The organism is Gryllotalpicola koreensis, assembly GCF_039538185.1.
Classification (GTDB): Bacteria; Actinomycetota; Actinomycetes; order Actinomycetales; family Microbacteriaceae; genus Gryllotalpicola; species Gryllotalpicola koreensis.
In genome coordinates this window covers 305,393-331,990 of sequence record NZ_BAABBW010000001.1, presented here as the reverse complement: position 1 = coordinate 331,990, position 26,598 = coordinate 305,393, and the positions used below count along the sequence as shown (strand labels likewise).

At 70.4% G+C, this 26,598-nt stretch carries 25 protein-coding genes and 1 tRNA gene; 13 read left to right on the top strand and 13 right to left on the bottom strand.

What is annotated here, in order from left to right; translation table 11 throughout:
- Positions 1-29 precede the first annotated feature (29 nt).
- The 5 genes from ABD708_RS01575 to ABD708_RS01555 all read left to right on the top strand — a co-directional run bounded on the left by ABD708_RS01575 (position 30) and on the right by ABD708_RS01555 (position 5,454).
- Complete coding sequence (locus ABD708_RS01575; RefSeq protein WP_344751522.1) at positions 30-287, top strand: type II toxin-antitoxin system Phd/YefM family antitoxin; 258 nt, start codon at positions 30-32, stop codon at positions 285-287.
- Positions 284-700 carry a PIN domain-containing protein gene (locus ABD708_RS01570; RefSeq protein ID WP_344751521.1) on the top strand — a complete coding sequence of 139 codons (417 nt, stop codon included), beginning with the start codon at positions 284-286 and terminating at the stop codon, positions 698-700. The genes ABD708_RS01575 and ABD708_RS01570 overlap by 4 nt, the downstream gene beginning before the upstream one ends.
- 79 nt (positions 701-779) lie before the next feature.
- A complete protein-coding gene (locus ABD708_RS01565) occupies positions 780-3,524 on the top strand; it encodes a DEAD/DEAH box helicase (protein ID WP_344751520.1) in 2,745 nt (914 codons plus the stop codon).
- Positions 3,521-4,738, top strand: a complete 1,218-nt coding sequence (locus tag ABD708_RS01560; protein ID WP_344751519.1) for a class I SAM-dependent methyltransferase — start codon at positions 3,521-3,523, stop codon at positions 4,736-4,738. Before ABD708_RS01565 ends, ABD708_RS01560 begins: the two co-directional genes overlap by 4 nt.
- Entirely contained in the window at positions 4,735-5,454 is a 720-nt protein-coding gene (locus tag ABD708_RS01555) for an NAD(P)H-hydrate epimerase (RefSeq protein ID WP_344751518.1), read from the top strand. Before ABD708_RS01560 ends, ABD708_RS01555 begins: the two co-directional genes overlap by 4 nt.
- A gap of 69 nt (positions 5,455-5,523) precedes the next feature.
- On the opposite strand, the gene ABD708_RS01550 is transcribed toward ABD708_RS01555, so the two are convergent.
- The gene (locus tag ABD708_RS01550; RefSeq protein ID WP_344751517.1) at positions 5,524-6,579 is read right to left on the bottom strand and encodes a zinc-dependent alcohol dehydrogenase family protein; all 1,056 of its coding nucleotides are present in this window, start codon (positions 6,577-6,579) and stop codon (positions 5,524-5,526) included.
- 102 nt (positions 6,580-6,681) lie between these two features.
- Between ABD708_RS01550 and ABD708_RS01545 the strand changes: the two genes are divergently transcribed.
- On the top strand, positions 6,682-6,984 hold the full coding sequence (locus tag ABD708_RS01545; protein ID WP_344751516.1) for a hypothetical protein: 303 nt from the start codon (positions 6,682-6,684) through the stop codon (positions 6,982-6,984).
- 54 nt (positions 6,985-7,038) lie between these two features.
- Here ABD708_RS01545 and ABD708_RS01540 read toward each other — a convergent pair whose 3' ends face one another.
- From ABD708_RS01540 to ABD708_RS01530, 3 genes are read right to left on the bottom strand one after another with little or no spacing between them, the layout of a single operon-like run.
- Positions 7,039-7,941, bottom strand: a complete 903-nt coding sequence (locus tag ABD708_RS01540; protein ID WP_425553230.1) for a carbohydrate ABC transporter permease — start codon at positions 7,939-7,941, stop codon at positions 7,039-7,041.
- Complete coding sequence (locus ABD708_RS01535) at positions 7,938-8,873, bottom strand: carbohydrate ABC transporter permease (RefSeq protein WP_344751515.1); 936 nt, start codon at positions 8,871-8,873, stop codon at positions 7,938-7,940. Before ABD708_RS01535 ends, ABD708_RS01540 begins: the two co-directional genes overlap by 4 nt.
- A gap of 9 nt (positions 8,874-8,882) precedes the next feature.
- Positions 8,883-10,247, bottom strand: coding sequence for an ABC transporter substrate-binding protein (locus ABD708_RS01530; RefSeq protein WP_344751514.1), 1,365 nt, complete (start codon positions 10,245-10,247; stop codon positions 8,883-8,885).
- Positions 10,248-10,438: 191 nt separating this feature from the next.
- On the opposite strand from ABD708_RS01530, the gene ABD708_RS01525 reads away from it, so the two are divergent.
- Entirely contained in the window at positions 10,439-11,926 is a 1,488-nt protein-coding gene (locus tag ABD708_RS01525; protein ID WP_344751513.1) for a mannitol dehydrogenase family protein, read from the top strand.
- A gap of 126 nt (positions 11,927-12,052) precedes the next feature.
- On the opposite strand, the gene ABD708_RS01520 is transcribed toward ABD708_RS01525, so the two are convergent.
- The 3 genes from ABD708_RS01520 to ABD708_RS01510 form a co-directional block, all read right to left on the bottom strand.
- A complete protein-coding gene (locus tag ABD708_RS01520; RefSeq protein WP_344751512.1) occupies positions 12,053-12,820 on the bottom strand; it encodes a DeoR/GlpR family DNA-binding transcription regulator in 768 nt (255 codons plus the stop codon).
- 55 nt (positions 12,821-12,875) lie between these two features.
- Positions 12,876-13,760, bottom strand: coding sequence for a hypothetical protein (locus tag ABD708_RS01515; protein ID WP_344751511.1), 885 nt, complete (start codon positions 13,758-13,760; stop codon positions 12,876-12,878).
- A gap of 123 nt (positions 13,761-13,883) precedes the next feature.
- Positions 13,884-14,459: a helix-turn-helix domain-containing protein gene (locus ABD708_RS01510; RefSeq protein WP_344751510.1), complete on the bottom strand. Its 576-nt coding sequence runs from the start codon at positions 14,457-14,459 to the stop codon at positions 13,884-13,886.
- An 80-nt stretch (positions 14,460-14,539) separates the two neighbouring features.
- On the opposite strand from ABD708_RS01510, the gene ABD708_RS01505 reads away from it, so the two are divergent.
- The gene (locus ABD708_RS01505) at positions 14,540-15,859 is read left to right on the top strand and encodes an MFS transporter (protein WP_344751509.1); all 1,320 of its coding nucleotides are present in this window, start codon (positions 14,540-14,542) and stop codon (positions 15,857-15,859) included.
- A 128-nt stretch (positions 15,860-15,987) separates the two neighbouring features.
- Here the strand turns inward: ABD708_RS01505 and ABD708_RS01500 are convergent, their stop codons facing one another.
- Both ABD708_RS01500 and ABD708_RS01495 read right to left on the bottom strand, forming a co-directional pair.
- Positions 15,988-17,487: a sensor histidine kinase gene (locus ABD708_RS01500; protein ID WP_344751508.1), complete on the bottom strand. Its 1,500-nt coding sequence runs from the start codon at positions 17,485-17,487 to the stop codon at positions 15,988-15,990.
- 106 nt (positions 17,488-17,593) lie between these two features.
- Entirely contained in the window at positions 17,594-18,334 is a 741-nt protein-coding gene (locus ABD708_RS01495; protein WP_344751507.1) for a response regulator transcription factor, read from the bottom strand.
- Positions 18,335-18,419: 85 nt separating this feature from the next.
- On the opposite strand from ABD708_RS01495, the gene ABD708_RS01490 reads away from it, so the two are divergent.
- The 3 genes from ABD708_RS01490 (at position 18,420) to ABD708_RS01480 (ending at position 21,696) form a co-directional block, all read left to right on the top strand.
- Entirely contained in the window at positions 18,420-19,997 is a 1,578-nt protein-coding gene (locus ABD708_RS01490; RefSeq protein ID WP_344751506.1) for a cation:proton antiporter, read from the top strand.
- A gap of 323 nt (positions 19,998-20,320) precedes the next feature.
- Entirely contained in the window at positions 20,321-20,566 is a 246-nt protein-coding gene (locus ABD708_RS01485) for a hypothetical protein (protein ID WP_344751505.1), read from the top strand.
- Between the two features lie 92 nt (positions 20,567-20,658).
- On the top strand, positions 20,659-21,696 hold the full coding sequence (locus ABD708_RS01480) for a hypothetical protein (RefSeq protein WP_344751504.1): 1,038 nt from the start codon (positions 20,659-20,661) through the stop codon (positions 21,694-21,696).
- 116 nt (positions 21,697-21,812) lie between these two features.
- On the opposite strand, the gene ABD708_RS01475 is transcribed toward ABD708_RS01480, so the two are convergent.
- The 4 genes from ABD708_RS01475 to ABD708_RS01460 form a co-directional block, all read right to left on the bottom strand.
- Positions 21,813-22,691 (bottom strand): serine hydrolase domain-containing protein, encoded by an 879-nt coding sequence (locus ABD708_RS01475; protein WP_344751503.1) that lies wholly within the window; start codon positions 22,689-22,691, stop codon positions 21,813-21,815.
- Between the two features lie 164 nt (positions 22,692-22,855).
- Entirely contained in the window at positions 22,856-23,857 is a 1,002-nt protein-coding gene (locus ABD708_RS01470) for an LLM class flavin-dependent oxidoreductase (RefSeq protein WP_344751502.1), read from the bottom strand.
- A complete protein-coding gene (locus ABD708_RS01465) occupies positions 23,854-24,426 on the bottom strand; it encodes a flavin reductase family protein (protein WP_344751501.1) in 573 nt (190 codons plus the stop codon). Before ABD708_RS01465 ends, ABD708_RS01470 begins: the two co-directional genes overlap by 4 nt.
- A 59-nt stretch (positions 24,427-24,485) precedes the next feature.
- Positions 24,486-25,442 (bottom strand): DMT family transporter, encoded by a 957-nt coding sequence (locus tag ABD708_RS01460; protein ID WP_344751500.1) that lies wholly within the window; start codon positions 25,440-25,442, stop codon positions 24,486-24,488.
- Between the two features lie 161 nt (positions 25,443-25,603).
- On the opposite strand from ABD708_RS01460, the gene ABD708_RS01455 reads away from it, so the two are divergent.
- Together ABD708_RS01455 and ABD708_RS01450 are read left to right on the top strand one after the other, a co-directional pair.
- Positions 25,604-25,677: transfer RNA gene (locus tag ABD708_RS01455), tRNA-Met, on the top strand.
- A 43-nt stretch (positions 25,678-25,720) separates the two neighbouring features.
- Positions 25,721-26,548 carry an oxidoreductase gene (locus ABD708_RS01450; RefSeq protein WP_344751499.1) on the top strand — a complete coding sequence of 276 codons (828 nt, stop codon included), beginning with the start codon at positions 25,721-25,723 and terminating at the stop codon, positions 26,546-26,548.
- Positions 26,549-26,598 lie beyond the last annotated feature (50 nt).

The following is a 26,598-nucleotide window of genomic DNA, read 5'->3' as shown; positions in this document are numbered from 1 at the left end:
CGCCGTATCACCGGTGATACATTGATGGTATGAGCGTGAGGGAGGCCCACGACCACGAGGTGAGCGTGCGCGATCTGCGAAACCACGGAGGGCACGTTCTTGATCGTGTGGTTCGCGGCGAGACGCTCACGGTCACGAAGGACGGCACGCCCGTTGCTGAGCTGAGTCCGGTGCCGCGGCGCAGCCTTCCGGCGGCTGAGCTCATCGCCCGGGCCAAGCGTGCCCCGAAAGTGGATGCCGAGCTGTTGCGCCGCGATATCGACTCGGTGCTGGACCAGAGCCTGTGAGGCGTGAGAAGGGCGTCCTCGACACCTCCGCGGTGCTGCGACTGCACGAGCTTGAACCGGGCGACCTGCCGATCGACTCGGCGATCACCACCGTGACGCTCGCAGAGCTTTCGGTCGGCCCGCTGCTCGCCGAGGACGATGACGTGCGGGCAGCCCGCCTGTCCCAGGTTCAGCGCGCGGAGGCCGACTTCGGCGAGCCGATCCCCTTCGGGGTCGAGGCCGCCCGCGCGTTCGCGCAGGTCACCGCGGACATCCGCCGCTCAGGACGCAAGCCGGCCGCCCGCGCCTTCGACGCGCTGATCGCTGCAACCGCCAAGGCCGCAGGGCTTCCGCTCTACACCTTCAATGCAACCGACCTTCGCGGGGTAACGGGCCTCGAGGTCGTCGCCTTGCCGCCGGAGCGCGACGCATAGACGAACGGGCGAACCCCGAAGCATCAGGCCCAGCCGAGCAGCGGGGCGGCTTGTCGGCGGCCCATGACAGCATGGGCGGGTGGCTGAGAGCGAGTGGAAGCGCAAGCTGCGCGGGCTCGCGCGCGCGGGTGGGGTGACGGATGCCGGGGCGACGGATGCCTCGGGCGAGGCCGCGCCGCCGCGCCGCACTCCGCTCGGCGTGCAGTTCGAGGTGCGCGAGGTCGTGCGCCGCGGTTCCGGTCGCTGGCAGCACACGAGCAACACCACCGTCGCGGCGACGGCCGAGTCGATCGGTGCCCTGAAGCTCGCGGTGCGGCCCGTCATGCCGGGGCGGTCGGGAGGCTGGGTCGGTGCGAACCTCACCTGGGCCGGCTTGCAGTACCAGGTGCATCAGCTCGGCCTCGATCCGGCCCAGGTGCGCTGGTTCACCGAGTTCGCGGCACTCGCGCGGGCGGCCTCCGGCGGATTCCTCGGGCAGGACGGGGCGCGCATCGCCCTCGACGAGTTCGGCTCTCCGCTGCTGTGGCCGCTGCTGCGCCAGGCGCGCGAGCTCGGCATCGCGCTGGTCGGCGCCGGCCGTGAGCCGGTGCTGCGCATCGGCGAGACGGCGTCGGCGCGGCTCGACGCGTCGGCCACGAGCGACGGCACGGTCACGCTGCAGCCGGTCGTGACGATCGACCGGGCGGATGTCTCGGGGCTGCACCTCGGCGCCGTCGGCACCCACGGGCTCTGGGCGGTCGAGTGGCCGGGGCCGATCGTGCGCCTCGCGCCTTCCGAGCGGGCCGTCACGGGCGAGGCGCTGAAGCTGCTGGCATCCGACCCCCTCGTCGTTCCCGAATCCGACCGTGCCGAGTTCTTCGCCGACTACGCGCCGGCTCTGCCGCTTCCGATCGTGAGCGCGGATGCCTCGCTACCGCTTCCGATCGCCCCGGAGCCCGCCTCCGGCGGGCGTCTCGAAACGATCGAAGAGCCTTTAGAAGAAGACTTCCTCGACGCTCGCCCAGACCTCGAGGTCACCTTGGTGCCGAGCGACGACCGCGACTGGCTCGAGCTCGGCTTCACGGTGCGGGTCGACGGCCGCGAGGTGCCGTTCAGCGAGCTGTTCACGGCACTCGCCGGCGGCCGCAAGTCGCTACGGCTCGTCGACGGCTCGTATCTCAAGCTCAACCAGCCGGTGTTCGCGAAGCTCATGGATCTCATCGCCGAGGCCGACACGCTCACCGAGTGGGAGGCGGGGCCGCGCATTCACCGCACGCAGCTCGCGCTGTGGTCGGACTTCGAGGACCTCGCCGACCAGGCGACGGCCGCCGTCGAGTGGAGGGAGCAGGTCGCCGCGCTCGCCCGCAGCGATGGTTTCGAGACACCCGCTTCGCGGGCTCCTCAACCATCGGGGTTGACCGCCGAGCTGCGCGAGTACCAGCTCGCCGGATTCTCGTGGCTCAGCTACCTGTACGCGCACCGGCTGGGCGGCATCCTCGCCGACGACATGGGGCTCGGCAAGACGCTGCAGACCCTCGCCCTGATCCTGAGCGCCCGCGCCGAGCAACCGTGGTTGGTCGTCGCCCCGGCGTCCGTCGTGTCGAACTGGGTGGCGGAGGCGGCGAAGTTCGCGCCGACGCTGCGGGTGGCATCCGTCACCCGCACTCAGCTGCGCGAGAAGCGCAAGCTCGCCGAGCTCGCAGGCGCCCACGACGTGATCGTGATGTCGTACAACCTGTTCCGGCTCGACTTCGACGACGTCGAGGACGTGCACTGGGCCGGGCTCGTGCTCGACGAGGCACAGTTCGTGAAGAACCACCGCAGCCGTGCGCACGAGTGCGCCAAGGCGCTCGACACGCCCTTCAAACTGGCGATCACGGGTACCCCGCTCGAGAACAACGTGCTCGAGCTGTGGTCGATCCTCGACATCGTGGCCCCCGGGCTCTTCCCGAGCCTGCGCCGCTTCACCGAGCAGTACGTGCGGCCGCTCTCGCACGTGCGCGCCCCCGACGCGGTGCCTGCGGGCATCAGTGAGGCCGACGCCGCCCGCGTCATCGCCAAGCTGCGCCGCCGCGTGCGGCCGTTCCTGCTGCGGCGCACCAAGGCGCTCGTCGCCCCAGAGCTGCCGCCGAAGCAGGAGCAGCTCATCCGGATCGAGCTCGCGCCCAAGCATCGCCGGCTGTACGAGCAGTTCCTGCAGCGCGAGCGGCAGAAGCTGCTCGGCCTTGAGAAGGAAGAGTTCGATCGGCAGCGCTTCATCCTGTTCCGCTCGCTCACGCTGCTGCGCATGCTCGCGCTCGACGCGGCGCTCATCGACGAGCAGTACGAGGGGATTCCGAGCGCCAAGCTCGACGCGCTGCTCGAGCAGCTCGACGAGGTCGCGGCCGAGGGGCACCGTGCGCTCGTCTTCAGCCAGTTCACCTCGTACCTCGCGCGGGTCGAGAAGCGGCTCGACGACGCCGGCATCGCCTACGAGTACCTCGACGGCTCCACCACGAACCGCGCCGAGGTGATCGCCCGCTTCAAGGCGGGGGATGCCCCGGTGTTCCTCATCTCGCTCAAGGCAGGTGGCTTCGGCATCAATCTCACCGAGGCCGACTACGTGTTCCTGCTCGACCCGTGGTGGAATCCGGCCTCCGAGGCGCAGGCGGTCGACCGGGCGCACCGCATCGGGCAGGCCTCCGCCGTCAACGTGTATCGGCTCGTCGCCGACGGCACCATCGAAGACAAGGTGATGAAGCTGCGCGACGAGAAGGCCGAGCTGTTCGACCAAGTGCTCGACGACGACGGCACCTTCAGCGAGCTGCTGTCGGCCGACGACATCGCGGGGCTGCTCGAGCTGTGAGCGGCCTCGATCTCAGCGCACTGCGCCGCTGGCCCGACGTCGAGGCGCCCAACCTCGTCGCCGTCGACGCGGCCGACAGGCTGCTGGTCGATACGGCTGCTGCGGGGCTGGCCGCGTCGCGGCCGGGGTCGGTCGCGGTGCTCGGCGACGGCTTCGGAGCGCTGACCCTCGGCGCCCTCGCGCTCGGCGCCCGCGAGGTGCGCGTTCATCAGGATCCGCTGCTCAGTGAGCGGGCGCTCGCCGCGAATGCCGAGCGGCTGGGTCTGGCGGGGTTCGCATCGTTCGACCTGGTTCCCGAGCTGGTGACGGATGCCTCACTCGTGCTGCTTCGTCTGCCCAAATCCCTCGACCAGCTCGACGAATGGGCGGCGGTGATCGCCGAGCACGCGGCGCCCGACGTGACCGTGCTCGCGGCCGGCATGGTGAAGCACATGACCCTCGCGCAGAACGAGGTGCTGGGGCGGTGGTTCGGCGCGGTGCAGGCGGGCCTCGCGCGCCAGAAGGCGAGGGTGCTGACGGCAACCGTCACCGCCGCTTCTACCGGTGGTCGAGTAGCCGCCGCAGGCGGCATATCGAGACCCTCCTCTCGAGAGAGGGGTCTCGATACGCCCGCTTCGCAGGCTACTCGACCGTCGGTGGGGGCTGGGTTTTGGCCCCGCAGCGCCTTCATCGACCCGCCCGGCGTCACGGTCTCGGCCCACGGCGGGGTCTTCGCCGGGGCATCCCTCGACATCGGCACCCGCTTCCTGCTCGAGCACCTCGCCGACGCGAACCCGGACGCCCGGACCGCGATCGACCTCGGCTGCGGCACGGGCATCATCGCGGCGACTCTCGCGAAGGCCCGCCCCGAGTTGCGCGTGCACGCCACCGACCAGTCGGCTGCGGCCGTGGCATCCGCCCGCGAGACCATGCAGCTGAACGGAGTCGTCGATCGCGTGACCGTCGTGCGCGACGATGCGCTCGCCTCCCTTCCCGACGCGAGCGCCGAGCTGATCGTGCTCAACCCGCCGTTCCACTCGGGCACGATGGTGACGGCCGACGTCGGCATCCGATTGATCACGGATGCCGCACGCGTGCTCGCCCCTGGTGGCGAGCTGCGCGTCGTGTTCAACTCGCACCTGCGCTACCAGCCGACGCTGCGCCGCCTCGTCGGTGAGACACGCCAGGTGGCGCGCAACAGCAAGTTCACGATCACGAGTTCACTGAAGCGATGAATGCACTGCGGGGGTACAGCGCGCAGCAGGTGCGCGACGCCGAGGCGCCGCACCTCGCGGCGGGCGAGCCGCTGATGGCACGCGCGGCTGCCGCTCTGGCCGCCGTGTGCGAGGAACTGCTGACCGACCAGGGCCTGCGCCTCGCGCATTCGCGGGTGCTGATGCTCATCGGTGGCGGGAACAACGGCGGCGATGCGCTCTTCGCGGCCGCCCATCTCGCGAAGGCGCGGGTCACGGTCGAGCTCGTGCGCACCTCGAGCCGCGTGCACGAGGAGGGACTCGCCGCCGCCCTCGCCGCGGGCTCCGCGATGATCACGGATGCCCCGGCCAAGCTCGCCGCCCGGGCGAAGTCGGCCGACCTGATCGTCGACGGCATCCTCGGCACGGGCACCAGCCCCGACCCGCGCCTGCGAGGCGATGCCCGCGAGCTCGTCGCGGCCATCGCTCCGATGGTTGAGGAGCGTTCGGGCTCGCCGGCGGTCGTCGCCGTCGACATCCCGAGCGGCATCCACCCCGACACGGGCGCGGTGCCCGACCCCGCGGCCGTGCTGCACGCGGACGTCACGGTGACCTTCGGCGGGGCGAAGGCCGGCCTGCTGCTCGAGCCGGCCCGGGGCTTCGTCGGCGAGCTCCGCGTCCACGAGATCGGCCTCGCCGCCGACCTCGAGAAGCTGACCCCGCTCGTCGTCATCCCCGGTGCATCGAGTACGGAGTAGCTGCGCTCATCGCCCGGGCGTGAGCGCAACAACTCCGTTCTCGGCGGGGCGCCTGCCCGCGGCATCCGATCACGCCGTCAAGATCACCTTCAGGGCCTTCGTCTCCGCGGCGCGGCTGAACGTGTCGTAGGCCGAGAGGATGTCCGACAGCGCGAAGTGGTGCGACACGAAGCCCGCGACGTCGAGCTTGCCCTGCGCGAGCAGCTTGATCAGCATCGGCGAGGTGTCGGTGTTGACGAGGCCGGTCGTGACGGTGAGGTTCTCGATCCACTTCTCCTCCAAGTGGAACGAGACAGGCGCCCCGTGCACGCCGACGTTCGCGACGTGGCCGGCGGGTCGCACGAGCTCGAGCGACATGTCCCAGGTGCGCGGAATCCCGACGGCCTCGATCGCGACGTCGACGCCGAGTCCGTCGGTCAGCGCGAACACCTGCTCCTTCCAGTCGGGGTCGGTGGCCACGACGCCGTCGGTCGCCCCGAACCGCTTCGCCTGCTCGACCCGGTTCGCGTCGGTGTCGATCGCGATGACCCGCGACGGCCCGTACAGCCCGGCCGTCGCCATCGCTGCCAGGCCAACGGGCCCGGCGCCGACCACGGCCACGACATCCCCGGGCGAAACGGCGCCATAGCGCACCCCGATCTCGTGCCCCGTGGGCAGAATGTCGCTGATCAGCACCGCCAGCTCATCGGGCACCCCGTCAGGCACGCGATACAGAGAGGTCTCCGCGAATGGCACGCGCACGAGCTCGGCCTGCGTGCCGTCGATCAGGTGCCCGAAGATCCAGCCGATGCCGGGCGCGCCCTCGTCGGCGCGGCAGTGCGAGTACACGCCCTTCTTGCAGAAGTCGCACTTCCCGCACGCCGACACGCACGAGATGATCACGTGATCGCCGACGGCGAGGTCGGTCACGGCAGAGCCGACCTCGGTGATGGTGCCGACGCCCTCGTGCCCGAGGATCCGGCCGGGGGCGACCGCGGGCACATCGCCCTTCAAGATGTGCAGGTCGGTGCCGCAGATCGTCGTCGTGTCGATCTTCACGATCGCGTCGGTGGGCTTCAGGATGACGGGGTCCGGCACCTCCTCCCACGACTTCTCGCCGGGGCCGTGGTAGACGAGTGCCTTCATGTCGAGCCTCCTGAGCAGGCGGTCTCGTAAGGCCCGCTCACGGCAGAAATTACCGCTGTCAACCCGGCGCGGAAAGGGGCTGATCGGCCTAGCATGACGCGCATGAACGATGTCAAAGAGAACGTGCACAAGGCGACGGCCGCGCTCGATGACAAGCTCGTGCCGATCCTCGGGCCGGCGCCCCTCGGTCCGTACGGGCTGGACGAGCGCGACGACCCGCACCCCGGGCCCGCCGACCTGCTCTGCCCCGTGTGCCATCACGCCATGAGCAGGCACGCCACCGAGGTCGACCCGGTCGCGCACCACACCTTCGTGACGTGCCCCGAGCTCGGCACCAGCTACGAAGTAGAGGCGCACGATCACGACCACGCGCCGGGCACGCTGGATCACCCGGTCCTGAACTGAGTTCGAGGAGGGGTACGGATGCCTCAGGCATCCGTACCCCTCCTGCCCATGTACCTACTTAATCGCGCCCAAGCTCAACCCCTGCACCAGCTTGTCCTGCGCCGCGAACCCGGCCGCCAGCACGGGCAGCGAGATCGCGATCGACGCGGCGCACACCTTCGAGAGGAACAGCCCCTCCGAGGTGACGAACGAGGTCAGGAACACGGGCGCGGTGTACGAAGTCGTCGAGGTCAGCACGCTCGCGAACAGCAGCTCGTTCCAGCTGAAGATGAAGCAGATCAGCGCCGTCGCGATGATGCCGGGCGACGCGAGCGGGATGATGATCCGCCGGAACGTCAGCAGCAGTCCCGCCCCGTCGACCTGCGCCGCCTCGATCACCTCGAGCGGGATCTCGGCGAAGAACGACCGCATCATCCAGACCGCGATCGGCAGGTTCATCGACGTGTAGATGATGACCATCAGGCCGACGGTGTCGAGCAGTCCGAGTGATTTCGCGATCAGGTACACGGGCAGGAGTCCCGCGACCATCGGCAGCATCTTGGTCGTCAGGAAGAAGAACATCACGTCGGACCACTTGCGCACCGGCCGGATCGCCAGCGCGTAGGCCGCCGGAATCGACAGGATCAGCACGATCGCCGTCGACCCGATGCTCATCGACAGCGAGTTGATCAGCGGCGGCCACGGGCTCGCGCCTGACGCAGCTCCGAAGAAGTTCGCGTACGACTGGAGCGTCAGCGGCGCGAACAGATTCGGCGGGTTCGTCGCGGCATTCGTCTCGCTGTGCAGCGAGGTGAGCAGCATCCACAGGATCGGGCCGAAGAAGATCAGCCCGATGATCCAGGCGACGATGCCGAGGCCCACGGTGCGCCGGCGCGCGCGCCGGGTCATGGACGTCGGCGTGTAGGGCAGCACCGCCTGACCCGGCTTGGCGAGCACCATCGCGCGCGTCTCGCTCATCGCTTCTCCTCCTTAAGCAGCGACGACACCGTGCGCAGCACGAACGTCGCGACGATCATCGAGCCGATCACGACGACGACACCGGCGGCGGATGCCTGCCCGTAGTCATGCGCCTCGAAGAACGTCTGATAGATCGTGTAGGGCAGGTTGGCCGTGCCGAGCCCGCCGCTCGTGATCGTGAACACGGCGTCGAAGTTCTGCACGAGGTAGATGCAGCCGAGCAGCGCCGCGAGCTCGAGGTACTGGCGCAGATGCGGCAGCGTCATGTGGCGGAAGATCTGCCATTCGTCGGCACCGTCGATGCGCGCGGCCTCGATCACGTCGAGCGGCCGCCCCTGCAGCCCCGCGAGCAGGATCAGCATCATGAACGGCGTCCACTGCCACACGAGCGCGGCGATGATCGCGCCGAGCGGCTGCGAGCTGATCCAGTCGGGCTGTGGGGCGCTCGAGGCGTGCCCGAACAGCCCCCAGATCCACGTCAGCGTTCCGTTCAGCAGGCCGTACGACGGGTTCAGGATCGCGTGCTTCCACATCAGCGCGGCCGCGACCGGCACGATGAGGAACGGCGCGATCATGATCGTGCGCACGAAACCGCGGCCCCAGAACGCGCGATCGAGCAGCATCGCGATGACGAGCCCCAGCACGAGGCTGACGAGCACCACCGCGACGGTCAGGATGACGGTCGTGAGGACCGACTTCAGCATCGCGGCATCCGTGAACACCGCGATGTAGTTGGTGAACCAGCCGAAGCCGATGTCGTTCGGGTAGAGCGCGTTCCAGCGCACGAACGAGATGACGAGCGTCGCGACGAAGGGCAGCTGCGTGACGATGATCATGAAGATCAACGCCGGCAGCAGGGGCGCCCGCCTGGCCCAGGCGGACGCCCTGCTCAGGGTCTGCTGCGACGCGTTCAGGGTGACCGCAGTCGACATCAGGAATCCCTACTTCTTGTACTTGTCGCCGACTTTTTGGGCTTCGGCCTGCACGGCCTTGATGGCCGCGGCGACGCTGGTCTTGCCGGCGATCGCGTCGCTGAACTGCTGCGAGGCATCCGTGCCCAGGTTCGCGAACTCGGGGATCGCGACGAACTGGATGCCGGGCGCCGGCCGCTTCTGCGTGCCGGGGTCGTTCGGCTTCGCGCTGTCGATCGCCGTCTGCACCTGCTTGTAGAACGCCTGCGCGCCCTTCTGGTAGTCGGGGTTCTCGTAGAGCGAGGTGCGGGTGCCCGGCGGCACCTGGGCCCAGCCGTACGTCTTCGCGACGAGCTCGGCGTACTTCGGGCCCGAGGCCCATTCGATGAACTTCTCGGCGTTCGCCTGGTTCTTGCTCGCCTTCTCGATGCCCCACGCCCAGCTGTACAGCCAGCCGGAGCTCTGGGTCTTCTCGACCGGTGCGGGCGCGTACCCGATCTTCCCGGCGACGGGAGAATCGGATGCCTCGAGCGAGCCGGCCGCCGCCGTCGCGTCGTACCACATCGCCGCCTTGCCCTGCGTCATGTCGTTGAGGCACTCGGTGTAGCCGGCCTGCGGGGCGCCGTTCTCGCCGTCCTTCTTGACGAGGTTCACGTAGAAGTTCACGGCCTTGGTGAAGCCCTCGCCCGAGACCTGTGCGTTCCAGTCGCTGTCGAACCAGGTGCCGCCCATGGTGTTCACGACCGTGGTGAGCGGCGCGACCATCTGGCCCCAGCCGGGCTGGCCGCGCAGGCAGATGCCGGCCATGCCGGGCTGCTTCTGCTTGATCTGGTCGGCGAGCTGCGCGACCTGATCCCAGGTCGGGTTCGTCGGCATCGTGAGGCCGAGCTGCTTGAACACGTCGGCGCGGTAGTAGAGCATCGACGACTCGCCGTAGAACGGCTCGGCGTAGATCTTCCCGTCGGAGCCGGTGAGCGCGTCCTGGATCGGCTTCAGGATGTCGTCCTGCTTGAAGGCGGCGCTCTTCGCGACGTTGTCAGACAGCGACAGCAGCCAGCCGTTCTTGGAGTAGAACGGCACCTCGTAGTTGCTGATCGTCGCCACGTCGTACTGCCCGGCCTGTGAGGAGAACTCCTGGCTCGCCTTGGCGCGCAGCGAGTCCTCCGGCAGCACCGTGTAGTTGACCTTGATGCCGGTCTCTTTGGTGAAGTTCGCTGCGGTGAGCTTCTGCAGATCGACCATCTGCGGGTTGTTCACCATCAGCACATTGAGCGTTCCGCCCGATTTGCCGCCGGCGCTGCCGGCGCCTGCGCCGCTGCAGCCGGCTAGGGCGAGTGCGGCCGTCGCGACCACGGCGACACCCGTGATCGCCCTGGCCAGGTGACTCTTGGTCATGGTGGGCACCGTTGTCCTCTCTTGCCCGCTCCTTCGCGGGCAAGCACACAATATTCACGCAAGTCCACATCTTGCAAGCACAAACGGGCAATCAACCACAACAAACTTGCACGGTCGGGCATTTTCGGGCAATCATGTGACGTGCGGATGCCGGTTCGGGCATCGTCGACGAAGACGAGAGAGGTTTTCTGATGGTCCGTCTTTCCGAGGCCGCGCTGCCCGAGCTGCCCGCTGCGGTGGCCGTTCCCCGTTACGACCGCTCGCAGATCAGGGCGGGCATCGTGCACTTCGGGGTCGGCGGCTTCCATCGCGCGCATCAGGCGATGTACCTCGACCGGCTGCTGAACGACGGCCAGGCATCCGATTGGGGCATCTGCGGCATCGGCGTGCTCGAAGCCGATCGCCGCATGAAGCAGGCTCTCGAAGAGCAGGATCACCTCTACACGCTGGTGCTCAAGCACCCGGACGGAACTCTCGAGCCGCGCGTGATCGGCTCGATCGTCGACTATCTGCTGGCGCCCGACGACCCTCAGGCCGTCATCGAGAAGCTCGCGGACCCGGGCATCCGGATCGTCTCCCTCACGATCACCGAGGGCGGCTACAACTTCGACCAGATCACCCGCGAGTTCGACGCCTCGAACCCCGAGGTGCAGGCCGACCTCGTGCCGGGGGCGCTGCCGCGCACGGTGTTCGGGCTCGTCGTGGCCGGGCTCGCGCTGCGGCGCTCGCGCGGGCTTGAGCCGTTCACGGTGATGTCGTGCGACAACGTGCCGGGCAACGGCGAGATGGCTCGGAAGGTGTTCACCGCGTTCGCGCGCCTCGCGGACCCCGAGCTCGCGGACTGGATCGAGGCATCCGTTCACTTCCCGAACTCCATGGTCGACCGCATCACGCCGGCGACGACCGACGAAGACCGGGCGCTGGTGCAGCGCGAGTGGGGCATCGAGGACGCGTGGCCCGTCGTCGCGGAGCCCTTCGAGCAGTGGGTGCTCGAGGACTCCTTCGGGCTGGGCCGGCCTGCCTATGAGACCGTCGGCGTGCAGGTGGTCGACGAGGTCGAGCCCTACGAGCTCATGAAGCTGCGGCTGCTCAACGTCGGGCACCAGGCGATCGCCTACTTCGGGGTGCTGGCCGGGTACACCTACGCGCACGAGGCCGCGCGCGACCCGCTGTTCGTCGCGCTGCTGCGGCGGTACTGGGATCGCGAGGCGCGGCTCACCCTGCAGCCCGTGCCCGGCGTCGACCTCGACGCATACACCGCCGAGCTCGTCGAGCGCTTCGGCAACGAGCACGTGCGCGACACGCTCGCGCGGCTGGCCGCCGAGTCGTCCGACCGGATTCCGAAGTGGCTCGTCCCGGTGATCGGCGCGCGGCTCGCGGCAGGAGGCGAGGTGGATGCCTCAGCCGCGATCGTCGCCAGCTGGGCGCGCTACGCGGAAGGGGTCGACGAGTCGGGGAATCCGATCACCATCGTCGACCGCCTCGCGGACTCGCGGCATGCCGCCGCGCTCGCGCAGGCCTCCGACCCCGTGGCGTTCCTGCGCGACGAGAGCCTGTTCGGCGCCCTGGCCGCCGAGCCCGCGTTCACTGCGCCGTATCTGCGCACGCTGGAGCTGCTGCACTCGGCCGGCGCCCGCGCCGCCCTCACCGCCCTCGCCGGCGAGCCCGCCGCGAGCTGAGCGGGGAGCGGAGGCATCCGCCCGCGCTACTGCTGCGGATGCCCGCGCCCGCTGCAGCTGCCGCGCTGATCCGTAGCTGTAGCGCGACCCAGCGTGGGCGCGGGGCGGCACGGCACGCGGCCGCCGCTACGCGAGCAGCAGGTCGACGCCGGCGGCGCGCAGCTCGTCGGCGTGCTCGGGGCTCACGCCGTCGTCGGTGATGAAGCGCTCGAAGTCCTCCAGGGCGGCGAAGCGCACGAACGAGTCGGCCCCGACCTTGGAGTGGTCGGCGATCAGGATGCGCCGCCGCGACTGCTTGATCGCCGCCGCCTTCACCTCGGCGATCGCGGCGTCGGGCACGGTCGCCCCGCGCTGCACCGAGATGCCGTTGGCGCCGATGATCGCGAGGTCGAGCACCATCGTCTCGAGCATCTCGATCGCCCAGAAGTCGACGGCCCCGAGCGTCTTCGCCCGCACGCGCCCGCCGAGCGAGATCACCTCGACGTTCGGCCTTCCGGCGAGTGAGACCGCGATCGCGAGTGAGTTCGTGACGACGGTCGTCGGGCTCTCGGGGAAGAGCCGGTCGGCGAGCAGCTGGAAGATCGCGCCCTCGTCGATGTAGATCGCCTCGGCGTTGTCGAGGTGCTTCACCGTCGCCTCGGCGATGCGGCTCTTCTCCTCGATCATCCGCGTCGAGCGCGTCGCGAGGTCGGACTCGAAGCCGAGCCGCTCGACCGGCACGGCGCCGCCGTGCACGCGGCGCAGCAGCCCCGACTTCTCGAGCGAGGTCAGATCGCGGCGCACCGTCTCGGCGGAGACCGAGAGCAGCTTCGACAGCTCGCTGACGTCGGCGCGCCCGGTCTCGCGCGCGTGGTCGACGATGACCTTGCGCCGTTCGATCGAGAAGAGCGACATGCGGGCAGTCTAGCGACCGGTTCCGAGGACTTAAGCCCCAAACCCACAAGAACGGTCAGCGCTGCACGAGGGCAGTCTGGCGGATGACGCTGCCCGTGCCGCCCAGCAGCAGCTCAAGCGTCGTGGCGGCGCTCGTCTGCAGCGACACCAGCTCGATGGGGCGACGGATGCCGGCGAGCACCAGCTCGACCGGCAATCCCGTCTCGAGCACGGTCACCCCCGGCATCCGCCTCACCTCATCGAGAACGTGACGGTGCTCGCGGCGGTGCGGCAGATAGACGGCGGCGGCATCACGCGTCTGTCGCGCGACCCAGCGCAGGTAATCCGGCACCGATACGTGGCCGTCGGTCGGCAGCGCGCTGCCGAGCAGCATCCGGTCGCCGGGCAGATCGAGCGGGTTCGCGGCCTGCCTGGTCCACGCGAAGCCGTGGCGGCGGCAGGCGATGCCGCGGGCGCCGAGCGCGCCGATGCGCTGCTCGCCGAGCGGGAAGACGGTGAAGAGCTCGACCGCCTCGCGGTCGGCCAGGGTGTGCAGCCGGTGCTTCGCGAGGTCGCCGAGCAGGCGGGCCGCCCGGCCCTCGGTGCGCCGCGGGCGCCGGAACGGCGTGCGCTCGAGCAGCGCGTCGGCGAGCGCGAGCGTGTTGGCTCCATCGTCGAGCAGGCTCACGCTGCGGGGGCGGACAACGGATGCCGCGAGCCGGAACTGCCCGCTGAAGCCGTCCCCGACGGCCCAGTCGCGGTCGCCTGCGAGCCGCCCCCACGGCACTCCGACCCACGGCGTCACCTCGGCGAACGGCGCGCCGCGGCGCAGCAGCTCGGCGGCGGTCGTCTCCATCTGGGGACCAGAGAGCCGCATCGCGACGGAGATGCGCCGACCGGCCGCGTGCGCCCATTCGGCGGCGCTCAGCAGCTGGAACGGCGACTCGACCCAGGCCAACACGCGGCTCAGTCAACAGGCCGCGGGTGAATCGCGGGTGGCCCCCCGGTGAACCCGAACGGCCGGGTCGTCACAAAAGCCCGCTTGGCCGGGCGAAAGCGTGTCTTTGTGACGACCTGGCAGCGGTCAGTGCGAGGAGACGGAGCGTCCGAGCGCGAACACGACGTCGTGTGCGATGCGGTCTGCATTCCCGGGGTCGGCCTCGGCGCTCTCGGCACCGCGCTTGCGCCACTTCGCCAGCAGCTCGGAGACCTCGTCGGCGAACTGCCGCGCCTCGTCCTTGGTGAGCAGCGCCCCGCCGAACTGGAGCACCGAGACGGTCTGGTCGTTGTCGAGCTCGCCGCCGACCAAGCGCCGCAGCCAGTCGAGCCGCTCGACGAAGAAGGCGGAGATCGCGGGGTCGGAGATCGGGTCCTCGAAGGTGTACCCACCCTGGCTGGACAGCTCCCACACGCGGTCGCGCTTGTCGCGCGCCTTTTCGGGCAGCTCTCGGATCAGCCCCGCTTTCGCGAGCGTGCGCAGATGGAAGCTGAGGGAGTTCGCGGGCTCGCCCAGCCACTGGGCCAGATCGGCGGCGCGGGCGTGGGTGCGCACCGAGAGCTCGCGCAGGATGCGCTGCCGCGTCGGGTGCGCGAACGCCCGCAGCATCGCAGGCTCCGTGATCTCGAGCGGCGGCTGATTCCACGTGTCGTCGGCAGCCATGGCTTGAGCCTAGTCTGATGCGCATCACTAATTGCGCAAGAAAGATTGCGCAATGAAGATTGCGGAAGTACGGTGGCAGCATGACCATCGCAGACGCATCCGCCGCGGGAACGCCAGGAGCATCACCGGCACCGGTCGACCCGGCGCCGTCACCCGCGCCCCCGCTCTGGCGCAACTCCGCCTACCTGCTGCTGATGTCGGGCAAGACAACGCAGATCATCGGCGAGGGGGTCGGCACCTTCGCCGTTCCGCTCGTCGCCTTCGCGCTGACGCACTCCGTCGTGCTGGCGGGCGTCATCGCCGCCGTCGGCGAGGCGGGCAGCCTGCTCGCGACGCTGCCCGCCGGGGTGGTCGCCGATCGCGTCGACCGCCGTCGCCTGCTGATCGGCTCGGCCGCGCTCGGCGCCGTGCTCTGGGCTTTCGCCGCCGTCGCCGGCATCGCGGGGTGGCTGGCCGGGTGGCAGCTCGCGGCGGTGCTGTTCGGCGTCTCGGTGGTCACGGCCGTCGTCAACACGACCGAAGTCGGGGCGATCCGCGCGGTCATCTCGCGCGAGCAGCTCGCTCCGGCGATGGCCGCCGTGCAGGGGCGCAGCGCCGTAGCGCAGCTCATCTCAGGCCCGATCGGCGGCGTGCTCTACGCCGTGTCGCAGGCGGTCCCATTCGTTGCGAGCGCAGCAGGCCACCTCGTGGTGGCGATCTGCACGTGGCTCGTGCGGGCGCCGCTCAACGGCGACCGCGCTCAGGCGAAGGCGACCCGCCCGGTCGAGCAGCTGAAAGAGGGCATCCGTTTCGTCGCCCGCATGCCGGTGCTGCGCAACTCGCTCTGGCTCATCATGCTCATCAATCTGACGGTCAACGGCACGCTCATCGCGATCAACCTGCAGCTCGTGCGCACGCACACCGCGCCGCTGCTGATCGGCCTCATCGACACGGTCGCCGGGGCGGTGATGCTGCTCGGCTCGCTGCTCGCCGGGCCGCTCATGAAGCGCTTCCCGTCGGGGCCGCTCGCGATCGTCGGTTTGGCGGTCACGGCCGTCGCGTTCGTCGGCATGGCCACGGCGCACAGCTACGTCGGCTACCTTGTCTTCCTCGCCGTGGCGTTCGCGCTGATCCCCGCGGTGAACTCGGGTGTTGGCGGCTACGTCGCGGCCATCGTGCCGGACGAGCTGCAGGGTCGCGTCAACTCGGTGAGCTCGCTCGGCTATCTGGCCGTCGCGCCGGTCGCCCCCGTCGTCGCGAGCGCGCTGCTCGCGCAGCTCGGCATCGTGTCGACGCTGTGGATCTTCGCCGCCGCGCTCGCCGTCGGCGTCGTGCTGGTCGCCTTCGTCAAGGAGATCAGGCGCATCGGCACCCCCGACACGTGGTCGGCCGATCAGGCATCCGTTCACCCCGCGCGATAGCGGCGTGCGCACGGATGCCGCGTGATTGCGCTGCTCGGATCCGCAACGCGCTGCTCGGAACCGAGGCGCGCACAGCGGATCCGAGCAGCGCACCCGCCATGCTGAACGAGCCGCTCGAGACCACCGCCCTAACGCGAAGGCAGACTCACAGAGAACACCGTCCGCCCGGGGGCGCTCTCGAGCGTGACCCGGCCGCCGTGCGCTTCGGTGATGGCGCGCACGATCGCGAGTCCGAGCCCGGTCGACCCCGCGTCGCGATTGCGCGCGGAATCGCCGCGCGCGAAGCGGTCGAAGACGGTGGGCTGAAGCTCGGCGGGAACACCGGGCCCGTCATCCGCGACCGTCAGCAGGTTCATGCCGTTCGAGGCATGCAAGCCGACCGTGACCCGGGTTCCGGCAGGCGTGTGCGCCGCTGCGTTGGCGAGCAGGTTGCGCACCAGGCGGCGCAGCTGCCCCTCGTCGCCGCTCATCACGACGGGTTCCTCATCGAGATCGAGGGACCAGGAGTGATCGGATGCCGCGAGCCGGGCATCCCCCGCGGCCTCGGCGACCAGCAGCGAGAGGTTGACCTCGGTTCGTTGCACGGCGGGTTGCCCCGTTCCGGCATCCGCGTCCAGACGTGCGAGCAGCAGGAGCTGGTCGACGAGCTCGCCCATGCGCACCGACTCGCGGTCGATGCGGCTGATGTTGCGCTCGAGGTCGTCGGGCAGCTCGGGGTGCTCCCTGGCGGAGAGCTGCGCGTAGGCGCGCACGGTCGCGAGCGGGGTGCGCAGCTCGTGGCTGGCGTCGGCGACGAAGCGGCGCATGGTCTCCTCGCTCGCCTGGCGCACGGCGAGCGCCTCGTCGACGTGCGCGAGCAGGGCGTTGAGCGCGGCGCCCACCTGCCCGACCTCCTCGGTGGAGGCGAGGTCCGCGTCGGCGACCCGCGCGGAGAGGCGCACATCGCCGCGATCGAGGCGCACCCCGGTCACCGATGCGGCGGTGGAGGCGACCCTGCTGAGGGGGCGCAGCGAACGCCCGATCACGAGAGCGGCGACGCCCGCGCCGGCCACCGTCGCGAGGACGGCGACGGCGAGGATCACCCATGTCACCTGCCACACGGTCGAATCCACCGACGAGAGCGGCACGCCGGTGACGATCGTCGAGCCGCCGGCCAGCTCGCTGCTGGCGACGCGGTAGCGCCCCAGGTCTCCCCCGAGGTCGACGGTGGTGGGCGACGTCGTGTGCCGGAAGCTCGCGAGCTCGGCCTGCTGCTCGCTGCTCAGCTGGTGTCGCTTCCCGCCCGCGTCGACGAAGCCGTTGACGACGATCTGGCCGGAGTCGATCACGGCCACGATCGTCTGCGGTGCCTGGCCCGGCACGCCGACGAACTCTCCGACGAAGTCACCGGTCGTCGGCCGCGGCACGGTGGTGGGGGCACCCTCCTGCCCGGACCGCAGCCGATCGAGCTGCCCCCCGATGCGGTCGACGCGCTGGGCGGAGGAGACCAGCCGGGCGTCGAGCTGACCGACGAGATAGCCGTGCAGCGCGAGCAGCGTGATACCGCCGATGATGAGGCTCGCCGCGGCGACGAGCGCCGCCGCGATCACGACGATGCGCCAGCGCAGGCTGCGCAGCACGAGCCTCATCTGCCCCCGCTAACGCACCCGAGGGGTGAGTTCGGGCAGTCCCGCCCGCGAGGGGGGAACCCGAACGCACCCCTCGGGGTGGTCGAGCTTGGGGTGGTCGAGCGGGTCATGGCTCGACCTTGAGGATGTAGCCGACGCCCCGGATCGTCTGAATCGTCGCTCCGCAGCCCTCGGGCAGCTTCCGCCGCAGCGTCGAGACATACATCTCGACGAGGTTGGACTCCGTGCCGAAGTCATAGCCCCACACCGTGGTGAGCAGCTGCTCGCGGCGCAGCACGCGGCCGGCATTCCGGGCGAAGTACCTCAGCACCTCGAACTCCGTCGCGGTGAGCTCCAGCCGGGTGCCGTCGAATGTGGCGACGCGCTCGTCCTCATCGAGTTGGATGGCGCCGGCGGTGAGGGCGGCGCGGGGTGCGGCATCCGTCATCGACGGCGCCAGCCGTACCAGCGCGCGCGCCCGTGCGAGCAGCTCCGGAATGTCGAACGGCTTCGTGACGTAGTCGTCGCCGCCTGCGCGCAGGCCGGCGATGCGATCGCTCTGCCCGTCCTTCGCGGTGAGGAACAGCACGCGCACCTCATCGCTGACGGCGCGGATGCGGTCGAGCACGGCGAGTCCATCGAGGTCGGGAAGCATGATGTCGAGCACGACGACATCGGGGCGCCAGTCGCGCACGATGGGCGGCACCTCGCGCCCGCGGTAGGCCGTGTCGACAGCCCACCCGTCGCTGCGCAGCGCGATCGCGACCGCGTCGGCGAGCGCCTCCTCGTCGTCGACGACGAGGGCGCGTGCGGGCGTGCCATCGGCGCGGCGAACGGGGGGAAGGTGGAGCGGGTGCGCGCTGCTCATTCGTCCATTGAGCCAGCGCAGACCGAGAATTTCCTATGCCCGGGCCAAGCTCCCGATAGCCCTCGCGTTTTGGCATGATCTCGACATGGGTTCGGATGCCGCGCTGCTGGTGCTCGCCGTGGTGGGCGCTGTCGTCCTGGCCGTTGTCGTGACGGTCGTCGCACGGCGCTCCGGCTGGTCCGCCCCGCTGATGCTCGTCGCGATCGGCGCGATCATCGCCCTGATGCCCGGGCTTCCTGCCCTGACCATCGACCCCGACGTGATCCTCTACGGCGTGCTGCCGCCCCTGCTGTTCTCGGCCGCGTCGCGTGCGTCGTTCATCGATCTGCGGACCCGCCGCGACCCGATCCTGCTCAGCTCGGTCGGGCTGGTCGCCTTCACGGTGCTCGTCGTGGGCGGCCTCGGCTGGCTGATCGTGCCGGGCATCAGCGTCGCCGCCGCGCTCGCCTTCGGCGCGGTCGTCGCCCCGACGGACCAGGTGGCCGTCGAGGCGGTCACCCGCCGCGCCGGCATGCCGCGCATGCTCTCGACGGTGCTCGACGGCGAGAACCTGCTCAACGACGCCACCGCCCTCGTCGCCCTGAACTCGGCGATCATCGCGATCACCGCCACGATCTCGCCGATCGAGATCGGCGTCTCCTTCGTGCTCGAGGTCGTCGCCGGGCTCGCGGCGGGCCTGCTCGTCGGCTTCGTGCTCGGCCTCGTGCGGGGCAAGCTCGCCGCCCCCGTTCTCGACACGAGCCTCTCGCTCGTCACGCCGTACCTGGCGTTCCTGCTCGCGCAGTCGCTGCACGGCTCCGGCGCTCTCGCCGTCGTGGTCGCCGGGCTGTTCCTCGGCTATCGCGCGCCGAGCTTCCAGTCGGCGCAGGCGCGCGTCGCCGAGGAGCTCAACTGGCGCACGATCCAGTTCATCGTCGAGAACCTGGTGTTCCTGCTCATCGGGCTGACGCTGCCGCGGGCCGTGCGCGGGGCAGCGGCGAGCGGCATCCCCGTCGGGCAGCTCGTGGGCATCGCAGTCGCTCTGCTCGCCGCCGTGCTGCTCAGCCGGCTGATCTGGGGTGTGGTCGTCACCCCGCTGTTCCGCTACGGACCCGCGCGGCTGCGCCGCGTCGGCTGGCCGTGGGTCACCGTCGTCCCATGGACGCTCGCCGGGGTGCGCGGCGTCGTCACGCTGGCCGCCGTGTTCCTGCTGCCTGCGGAGACGCCCGATCGCGCCGTGCTGCAGCTGTTCGCGTTCGTGATCGTGATCGGCACCCTGCTGCTGGCCCTGCCGATCCCCCGCATCCTGAGGCGCACGGGACTCGTCATGACCGCGTTCGACCAGGAGCGCATCGAGGCCGAGCTGCTCATGGCCGAGGCGAAGGCGGCAGGGCTCGAGCTCGTGCGCGACTGCGCCGATGAGAACACGGACCCGCGCGTGCTCGACCGGCTGACGGCGGATGCCGAGTTCGTGTCCGCCTCCGTCGACGCCGGCCCGACACCCGCGGGCGAGAGCCTCAACATCGCCTACGCCGCGCTGCGCATCCAGCTCTTCCAGGCCGAGCGCAAGGCGGTGCTGCAGGCGCGCGCCGAGGGTCGCTATCAGGAGGCGGCCGTGCGCACCGTGATGCACATCATCGACGCGGAGGAGACGGCGGCGCGCGTGCTGCGCCAAGGCGAGTGAGGCCAATTCGATTTCCCCGGCTCGGCGGCTTGTGGCGGAGGCATCCGCCCCGCTAGCCTGGTAATTCACCGAGAACGATTGGAGGCTCCGCATGTTCATTCACGTCTTTGCTGACGACATGCGTCGAGCCGCCGTTTTCGGAGTGCGACTCGACGTCGCCGCCGGGCTGCGCTAGCCACCGTCTGATCGCGTCAGCGATCCGGAACGCGCGCTCCCACCGAGGGCCCACGTCTCTCTTCATGAGAGACAGCCGGGCCCCGGCATCCGTCTCATCTCCCATCCCATCAGTCGGCCGTTCGCGGCCATTTCAGGCAAGGAATCTCGTGATCACCATCGAATCGCACCCTCCTCAATCGACCGTGACGACCGTCACGATCGACCTCACCGAGCTGCCGCAGCTCGGCATCATCCGCCGGCTCGCCCTGGCGCTCAGCCTCGTGCTGATCACCAGCGTCGAGCCCCGACCGTCGCGTCGGCCCGCACGCAGCGCCGACCTCGACCGGCTGGCGCGCATCGAGCGCGAGCGACAGGCTGAGCTGATGCTGCTCAGCACCATTCCGCGGCGATGAGCGTCACACCGTTCGACCGCATGACGAGGCCCGCCGGCCAGCCCGGCGGGCCTTGCCGTTTAACCCGCGCGACTGCTGGGTAGGGTCGAAGCGTGCCGATGGTGCCGCCGACGTCCACCACACCCGAGTACGCGCTCGTCGTCTTCGACGCGCAGGGCCGTGAGGTCGCGGAATCCGACGGCTCGGCACTGAGCGAGACGATCGCGGCGCGCATCGCGTCCAGTGGCGTCGCCGACGTCGTGCTCATGTGCCATGGCTGGCTCGACACCTTCGGCGATGCGCGGAACACCTACGCTGGCTGGCTCGAGACGGCGCAGCCGCTCGGCTGGCCGGGGGTGCGGCCGCCGCTCATCGTCGGAGTGCACTGGCCGAGCGCCCCGCTCGCGGCGGGCGAGCCACCAGACGTGCCGGCCGTGCTGCAGCTGCACCTCGACGACGGCACGCTGACGACCGCGCTGCGAGATGCGGGCGTCGACGTGCTCGACTTCCTCAGCTTCTGGACCATGCGCTCGCGCGCGATCACATTGGGATCGACGGATGCCGGACTCGCGCGCCTTCTGACGCGCATCTGCGCTGCGCGCCCCGGGGTGCGCGTGCACCTCGTCGGGCACAGCCTCGGCTGCGTCGCCCTCTCGGGCGCGCTGGTCACGGCCGGCGCAGGATCCGGCCCGCACGCCGCCTCGTTCTTCCTCATGCAGGCGGCCGAGTCGTCGTGGGCGTTCTCGGCGAGGGCGCCGTTCTTCACGGGCGGTGCTGGCCGTTATCACGCCGTCGTCGACGACGGGCTTGTCGACGGCGCCCTGGTCGCGACGCGGTCGTCGCACGACCGGGCGCTCACCGTGCTCTACAAGCTCGGCATGGAGTTCGTGCTGCAGCGCGAATACGCCGCTTCCGCGCCGGGGCGCCCCGACCGGGCCGCTGCGATCGGGGGCGAGGGCCTGGGGTTCGACCCTCCCGTGGCATCCGCTCACGCGCTGCCGCCGCTGGCGCCGGGGGCGACCTCGTTCGCGCTCGCGGCGGGCAGCCAGTACACGATTGACGCCTCGGCCCTGATCGCCGACCACAACGACGTCGACCACGTCGAGCTCGCCCGCCTCTTCCGCGCGATGGTCGCGACTCGGCTGCACTGACCCCCGTGCGCAAAACGCAGGGGCGTTTTCGTCCGACGTCGACCGAGGGCGCGGATTCCCGCGGCGTGCTGAGCGCTGATGGCGAAATGCCCCGGAGTTTTGCGCAGGGGCCCGGCTCACCCCGCGGCGAGCGCCTCGACCGCGAGCTCCGCGAGCCGCTGGTCGCGGGTCTCCTCGTGGGCGGTGATCGTCACGACGGCGTTGCGGGCGGAGTCCACGACCACGTACTGGCCGTAGAGGCCGTCGAGGCGCCAGGTATCCCCCGGTCCGTCCCAGGTGGCGACGCCGTAGCGCTCGAACGGGGCGCCGCCGCCCGTCGCCAGCCACTCGCCATGCATCCGATCGATCCACGCCGCGCTCACGAGCTGCCTGCCCTGCCAGGTGCCGCGGTCGCGCAGCACGCGGCCGATGCGCGCGAGTTCCTCGGTGCGCAGGTACAGGCCGCTGCCGCCGACGATCCAGCCGAGCGGGCAGCGGTGCCACTGCGGATTCTCGATGCCGAGCGGCTCGAAGAGGCGCGGCAGCAGCCAATCGCGCACGTCGCCGACCCGCGCGCCGAGCATGCGCATGGCGACATAGGTGCTGGCATCCGAGTACTGGAACACCGAGCCGGGGCCGCGCGTCGGGCGGCCGAGCATCTCCTGCGCGAGATCGGGCCACGGCACGGGGTCGGCGCCGAACCACTGGAAGTCGATGCCGCTGCGCATCGTGAGCAGCTGCCCGAGGGTGACGGCCTCGACGCCCTCGCCGAGCCGCAGACCGGGCAGCGCCTCGGCGACGGTGGTGTCGAATGACAGGATGCTGGCGTCGATCGCGATCCCAGCGGCGAGGGCGCTCACGCCCTTCGACACCGAGTAGAGGTTCTCGCGGTCGTCGCTGCGCCAGCGATGCTGGGCTTCGTCGTCGCCGATGAGCACGTGCACCCCGTAGGTGCCGAGCTTCTCCTCATCGACGCTGGCGACGAAGCGGGCGAGGGCATCATCGGCTTTGCTCATCCCACCACTCTGCCAAGGGTCGGCCCGGTCGTCACAAACGTACGGTTCTCCCGCGAGAACCGTGCTTAAGTGACGACCCGCCGTGGGGGCCTGGGCGGGGTCGTCACAAATGCACGCCAGCCGGGCGAGAACTGTGCGAAAGTGACGACCGGGCGGGCGCGCCCCTACGCAGCCGCCCGCCACCCCAGCAGGGGCGCGAGCGCGCCCGCGATGTCGGTGAGGAGCTGCACGTAGTCGTCGTGCTCGAAGCTGAACGGCAGGGCGAAGGCGACCTCGTCGACGGCCTGGAACGCGACGTCCTCCTGAAGCCGCGACGCGATCTCGGCCGACGTCCCCACGAGGTCGGCGGCGAAGAGCATGCCGCGCGGTCCCTGCGGCACCCCGACGCGGCCTGCCCGACCGGCGACATAGGCGCGGTACCTCTCGACCTGGCGCGGCGTCGCGGAATCCGTCGGGATCACCACGAGCCCCTGCGAGACCCGGCCGGCGCCGCCGAGCTCCTCGCGATAGGCGTCGATCTGCGCGCGCTGCACCTCGGCGAACGAGGTCACCCCGCCCTCGCTCTGCACGACGGACGACGTCAGCAGATGGAATCCGCTCGCCCCCGCCCAGCGCGCCGAGCGCGTGCTGCCGGCGCCGTACCAGAGCCGATCAGCCAACCCGGCTGCATGCGGCTCGACGCGCTCGCTGTACTCCTCGATGCCCTCGCGGCCCGAGAAGTCGCTCACCTGATCACCGCGCACGAAACCGCGGAAGCGCAGCAGGCGCGCATAGCTGAGGTCCTCGTCGCTCCAGGTGCCGGGGTAGAGCGCCTCTTTGTAGTCGTCGAAGTGCATCGGCGTGCCCGTCGAGAAGCCGGGGTTGAGCCGCCCGCCCGAGAGCACGTCGACGGTCGCGAGATCCTCGGCGAGCCGCAGGGGGTTCTCGGCCCCGAGGGGAATCACGGCGGTACCCAAAGCGATGCGCGAGGTGCGCTGCGTCGCCGCCGCGAGCACCGCCGCGGGCGACGAGATGCCGAACTGCAGGTGCCGCTGCCGCACCCAGGCCGAGTCGAAGCCGAGCCGCTCGCCGAGCTCGATCAGCTGCAGCGTGGTCTCATGGCCACCGCGCGGGTGCGCGGGGTCGAAGAGGCCGATGGTGAGGAAACCGAGGCGGGCGAGGCTCACTGCCGCCCGATCTCCGATGCGTCGGTGAGCTCGTGCCAGGTGCGACGGAAGTAGACGAGGGGCGCTGCGGTCTCGGCGGCCTCGGACTCGGGAAGGCGGGCCTGGAGCGCGTGCACGGCGACGACGGTCGACGACCCGGCGCGCATGCGGTCGATGACGCGGCCGCGGATCCAGGTGCGCACCGCCGGAAAGTACGGCTCGCCCGTGATCAGGCGGTCCCACTGCGAGCGGTCGGCGAAGCGGTCGATGCCGCTCGTCGCGCCGAGCTTCGCAAGGTCGAGCTGGTCGGCCGAGAGCAGGTGGACGATCAGCGTCTCGGCCTTCGTGATCGTCGCAGAGGCCGAGGACTGGTCGGAGATCGAGAACACGAACAGCGGCGGCTCGGCGCTCACCGAGAACACCGAGGTTACGGTCATGGCGACGGGCCCGTCGCCCGCGTCGGCGGTGATCAGCGCGACGCCGGCCGGGTGGTGGCGGAAGGCGAGCTTGAACTCGTCGGCCGAGAGCCCGCCCAGCGCGGTCGCCTCGTCGTCGTTCTCCAGCCGGTGGACCCGCTCTGACTCCGCCACGTGCGCCTCCTTCTGTGCGGGCGCTGCCGTCGGCACACACCCTTCTGACATTCTCAGCCTCAATCCTCCGCGGCGGGTGTGCCAATCTCTGTTGCACTGTATGACTCGACGACGCCGGGGCGCGGGCGAACCAGCACGACGGCGAACAGCAGCAGGACGACGCCGACGGATGCCGCGAGCGTCAGCGGCTCGCGGAGGATCGTGACCGCGAGCAGCGTCGCCGTGACCGGCTCGATGAGCGAGAGGATCGCGGCGGTCGTCGACGGCACCCCGCGCTGCAGTCCGCCGAAGAAGGCGAGGTAGGCGAGCACCGTCGGCACGATGGCGAGGAAGGCGATCCAGCCCCAGCCTGCGGCATCCGTGCTCGCGAGGTCGAAGCCGGCGAACGCGCCCCAGATCGCGACCAGCAGACCCGCGAGCGTGAACGACGTGGCGATCAACGCGGCCGACGACAAGCCCGGAATCGCGCGCCGGTTCACAACGGTCGTCGCGGCGAAGGATAAGCCGGCGACGAGGGCGAGCAGGGTGCCGAGCACGGCATTCCGGGCATCGGATGCCTGCCCAGGAGCATCCGACACCATGATCAGGCCCACTACGGCGGCGACGAGTGCGACGAGGACGGGCCAGCGGGGCATCCGTCTGCTCCTGATCGCGCTCGCCAGCGCGACGGCCACGGGTGCTGCGCCGAGCGAGACGACGGTGGCGACCGCGACGCCGACGAGCGCGACCGCCTGGAAGTACGCGCCCTGGTAGACCGCGGAGAGCACGGCGGTGAGGCCGATGTGCCGCAGCGCCTCGGGCGTGCGGGGCAGGCGGCGCAGCTCGCCGGTCGCGGCGATGACCGCGAGCATGAGCGCCCCGCCGCCGACGAGCCGGATGGCGGAGAGCGCGGGCCACGACAGCGCGCTGTGCTGGGCGGCGAAAGTGGCCGCGAGGCCGCCCGTGCCCCAGAGGACCCCCGCGACCGCGACCAGCGTGAAGCCCCACGAGCGGGCGGGTGCGGCGGCGGCGTTCATCGGTGTGACTCGACTGTAGCGCCGCCTCGCGCCACGCCGAGACGCGCGAAAACGGGCGAATTCCGCGGCAGAGGCCCATTTCCGCACGTTTCGTCACGCGGCGTAGCCCGGCGCAACACTCCTCGCGCCGGCCGCGGGAGCGCACGTACGGTGTGGGGCATCGCGGCGTATCCAAGTGGTCGAAGGGAACGGTCTCATACTCCGTCTGCCGCAGGTTCGAATCCTGCCGCCGCGTCTGTTTCCGCCGCGTCAGGGCGAGCACCTGCGAGGATCGACTCATGACGACGTGGTTCATCACCGGCTGTTCGACGGGCTTCGGGCGGGCGCTCGCCGAGGCGGTCCTCGCCCAGGGCGACAACGCGGTGATCACCGCGCGGAACCCCGACGCGCTGGCCGAGCTCGCGGCGCGGCATCCGTCGACCTCCCTCGCCCTGCCACTCGACGTGACCGATCCTGCGCAGGTCGCCGCCGCCGTCGACGCGGCCGAAGAGCGCTTCGGGGGCATCGACGTGCTCGTCAACAACGCGGGGCACGGCTATCGTGCGGCTGTCGAGGAGGGCGAGGATGCCGCGGTGCGCGAGCTCTTCGAGACGAACTTCTTCGGCCTCGTCGACGTGACCAAGCGGGTGCTGCCCGGTATGCGGGCGCGCCGATCGGGCACGATCGTGAACCTCTCGTCGATCGCGGGGCGCACCTCGGCGCTCGGCTCCGGGTACTACTCGGCGTCGAAGTACGCCGTCGAGGGGCTGTCGGGGTCGCTGCGGCAGGAGCTCGCGCCGCTCGGCATCCGGGTCATCGTCGTCGAGCCGGGCGGCTTCCGCACCGATTTCGCGGGCCGTTCGCTGGGGCAGTCCGAGGTGCCGATCGGCGACTACGCGGCGACCGCGGGCACGCGGCGCAAGAGCGCGGCGGAGGACGGCAGCCAGCCGGGCGATCCCGCCAAGCTCGCGCGGGCGATCATCGCCGCGGTCGCGTCGCCCGAACCGCCGCGGCAGCTGCTGCTCGGGCCCGACGCGCTGGCGCGCACCCGCGCCGAGCTCGCGAGCCAGCTCGAGGAGCTCGAGAAGTGGGCCACGGTCAGCGCGTCGACCGACTTCGACGCCTGAGCCCGCGGGCGAGCCGTCGTTCGGGCGGCAATTCTCGTGAAATCGAGCCC

Excerpts from the sequence above, each read along its gene's own strand:
- ABD708_RS01460 (WP_344751500.1), bottom strand. The coding sequence starts at position 25,442 with ATGAACGCCGCCGCCGCACCCGCCCGCTCGTGGGGCTTCACGCTGGTC.
- ABD708_RS01575 (WP_344751522.1), top strand. The coding sequence starts at position 30 with ATGAGCGTGAGGGAGGCCCACGACCACGAGGTGAGCGTGCGCGATCTG.
- ABD708_RS01450 (WP_344751499.1), top strand. The coding sequence starts at position 25,721 with ATGACGACGTGGTTCATCACCGGCTGTTCGACGGGCTTCGGGCGGGCG.
- ABD708_RS01510 (WP_344751510.1), bottom strand. The coding sequence starts at position 14,459 with ATGGCTGCCGACGACACGTGGAATCAGCCGCCGCTCGAGATCACGGAG.
- ABD708_RS01530 (WP_344751514.1), bottom strand. The coding sequence starts at position 10,247 with ATGACCAAGAGTCACCTGGCCAGGGCGATCACGGGTGTCGCCGTGGTC.
- ABD708_RS01500 (WP_344751508.1), bottom strand. The coding sequence starts at position 17,487 with ATGAGGCTCGTGCTGCGCAGCCTGCGCTGGCGCATCGTCGTGATCGCG.
- ABD708_RS01545 (WP_344751516.1), top strand. The coding sequence starts at position 6,682 with ATGAACGATGTCAAAGAGAACGTGCACAAGGCGACGGCCGCGCTCGAT.
- ABD708_RS01520 (WP_344751512.1), bottom strand. The coding sequence starts at position 12,820 with ATGTCGCTCTTCTCGATCGAACGGCGCAAGGTCATCGTCGACCACGCG.
- ABD708_RS01490 (WP_344751506.1), top strand. The coding sequence starts at position 18,420 with ATGGGTTCGGATGCCGCGCTGCTGGTGCTCGCCGTGGTGGGCGCTGTC.
- ABD708_RS01495 (WP_344751507.1), bottom strand. The coding sequence starts at position 18,334 with ATGAGCAGCGCGCACCCGCTCCACCTTCCCCCCGTTCGCCGCGCCGAT.
- ABD708_RS01505 (WP_344751509.1), top strand. The coding sequence starts at position 14,540 with ATGACCATCGCAGACGCATCCGCCGCGGGAACGCCAGGAGCATCACCG.
- ABD708_RS01550 (WP_344751517.1), bottom strand. The coding sequence starts at position 6,579 with ATGAAGGCACTCGTCTACCACGGCCCCGGCGAGAAGTCGTGGGAGGAG.
- ABD708_RS01540 (WP_425553230.1), bottom strand. The coding sequence starts at position 7,941 with ATGAGCGAGACGCGCGCGATGGTGCTCGCCAAGCCGGGTCAGGCGGTG.
- ABD708_RS01535 (WP_344751515.1), bottom strand. The coding sequence starts at position 8,873 with ATGTCGACTGCGGTCACCCTGAACGCGTCGCAGCAGACCCTGAGCAGG.
- ABD708_RS01525 (WP_344751513.1), top strand. The coding sequence starts at position 10,439 with ATGGTCCGTCTTTCCGAGGCCGCGCTGCCCGAGCTGCCCGCTGCGGTG.
- ABD708_RS01475 (WP_344751503.1), bottom strand. The coding sequence starts at position 22,691 with ATGAGCAAAGCCGATGATGCCCTCGCCCGCTTCGTCGCCAGCGTCGAT.
- ABD708_RS01555 (WP_344751518.1), top strand. The coding sequence starts at position 4,735 with ATGAATGCACTGCGGGGGTACAGCGCGCAGCAGGTGCGCGACGCCGAG.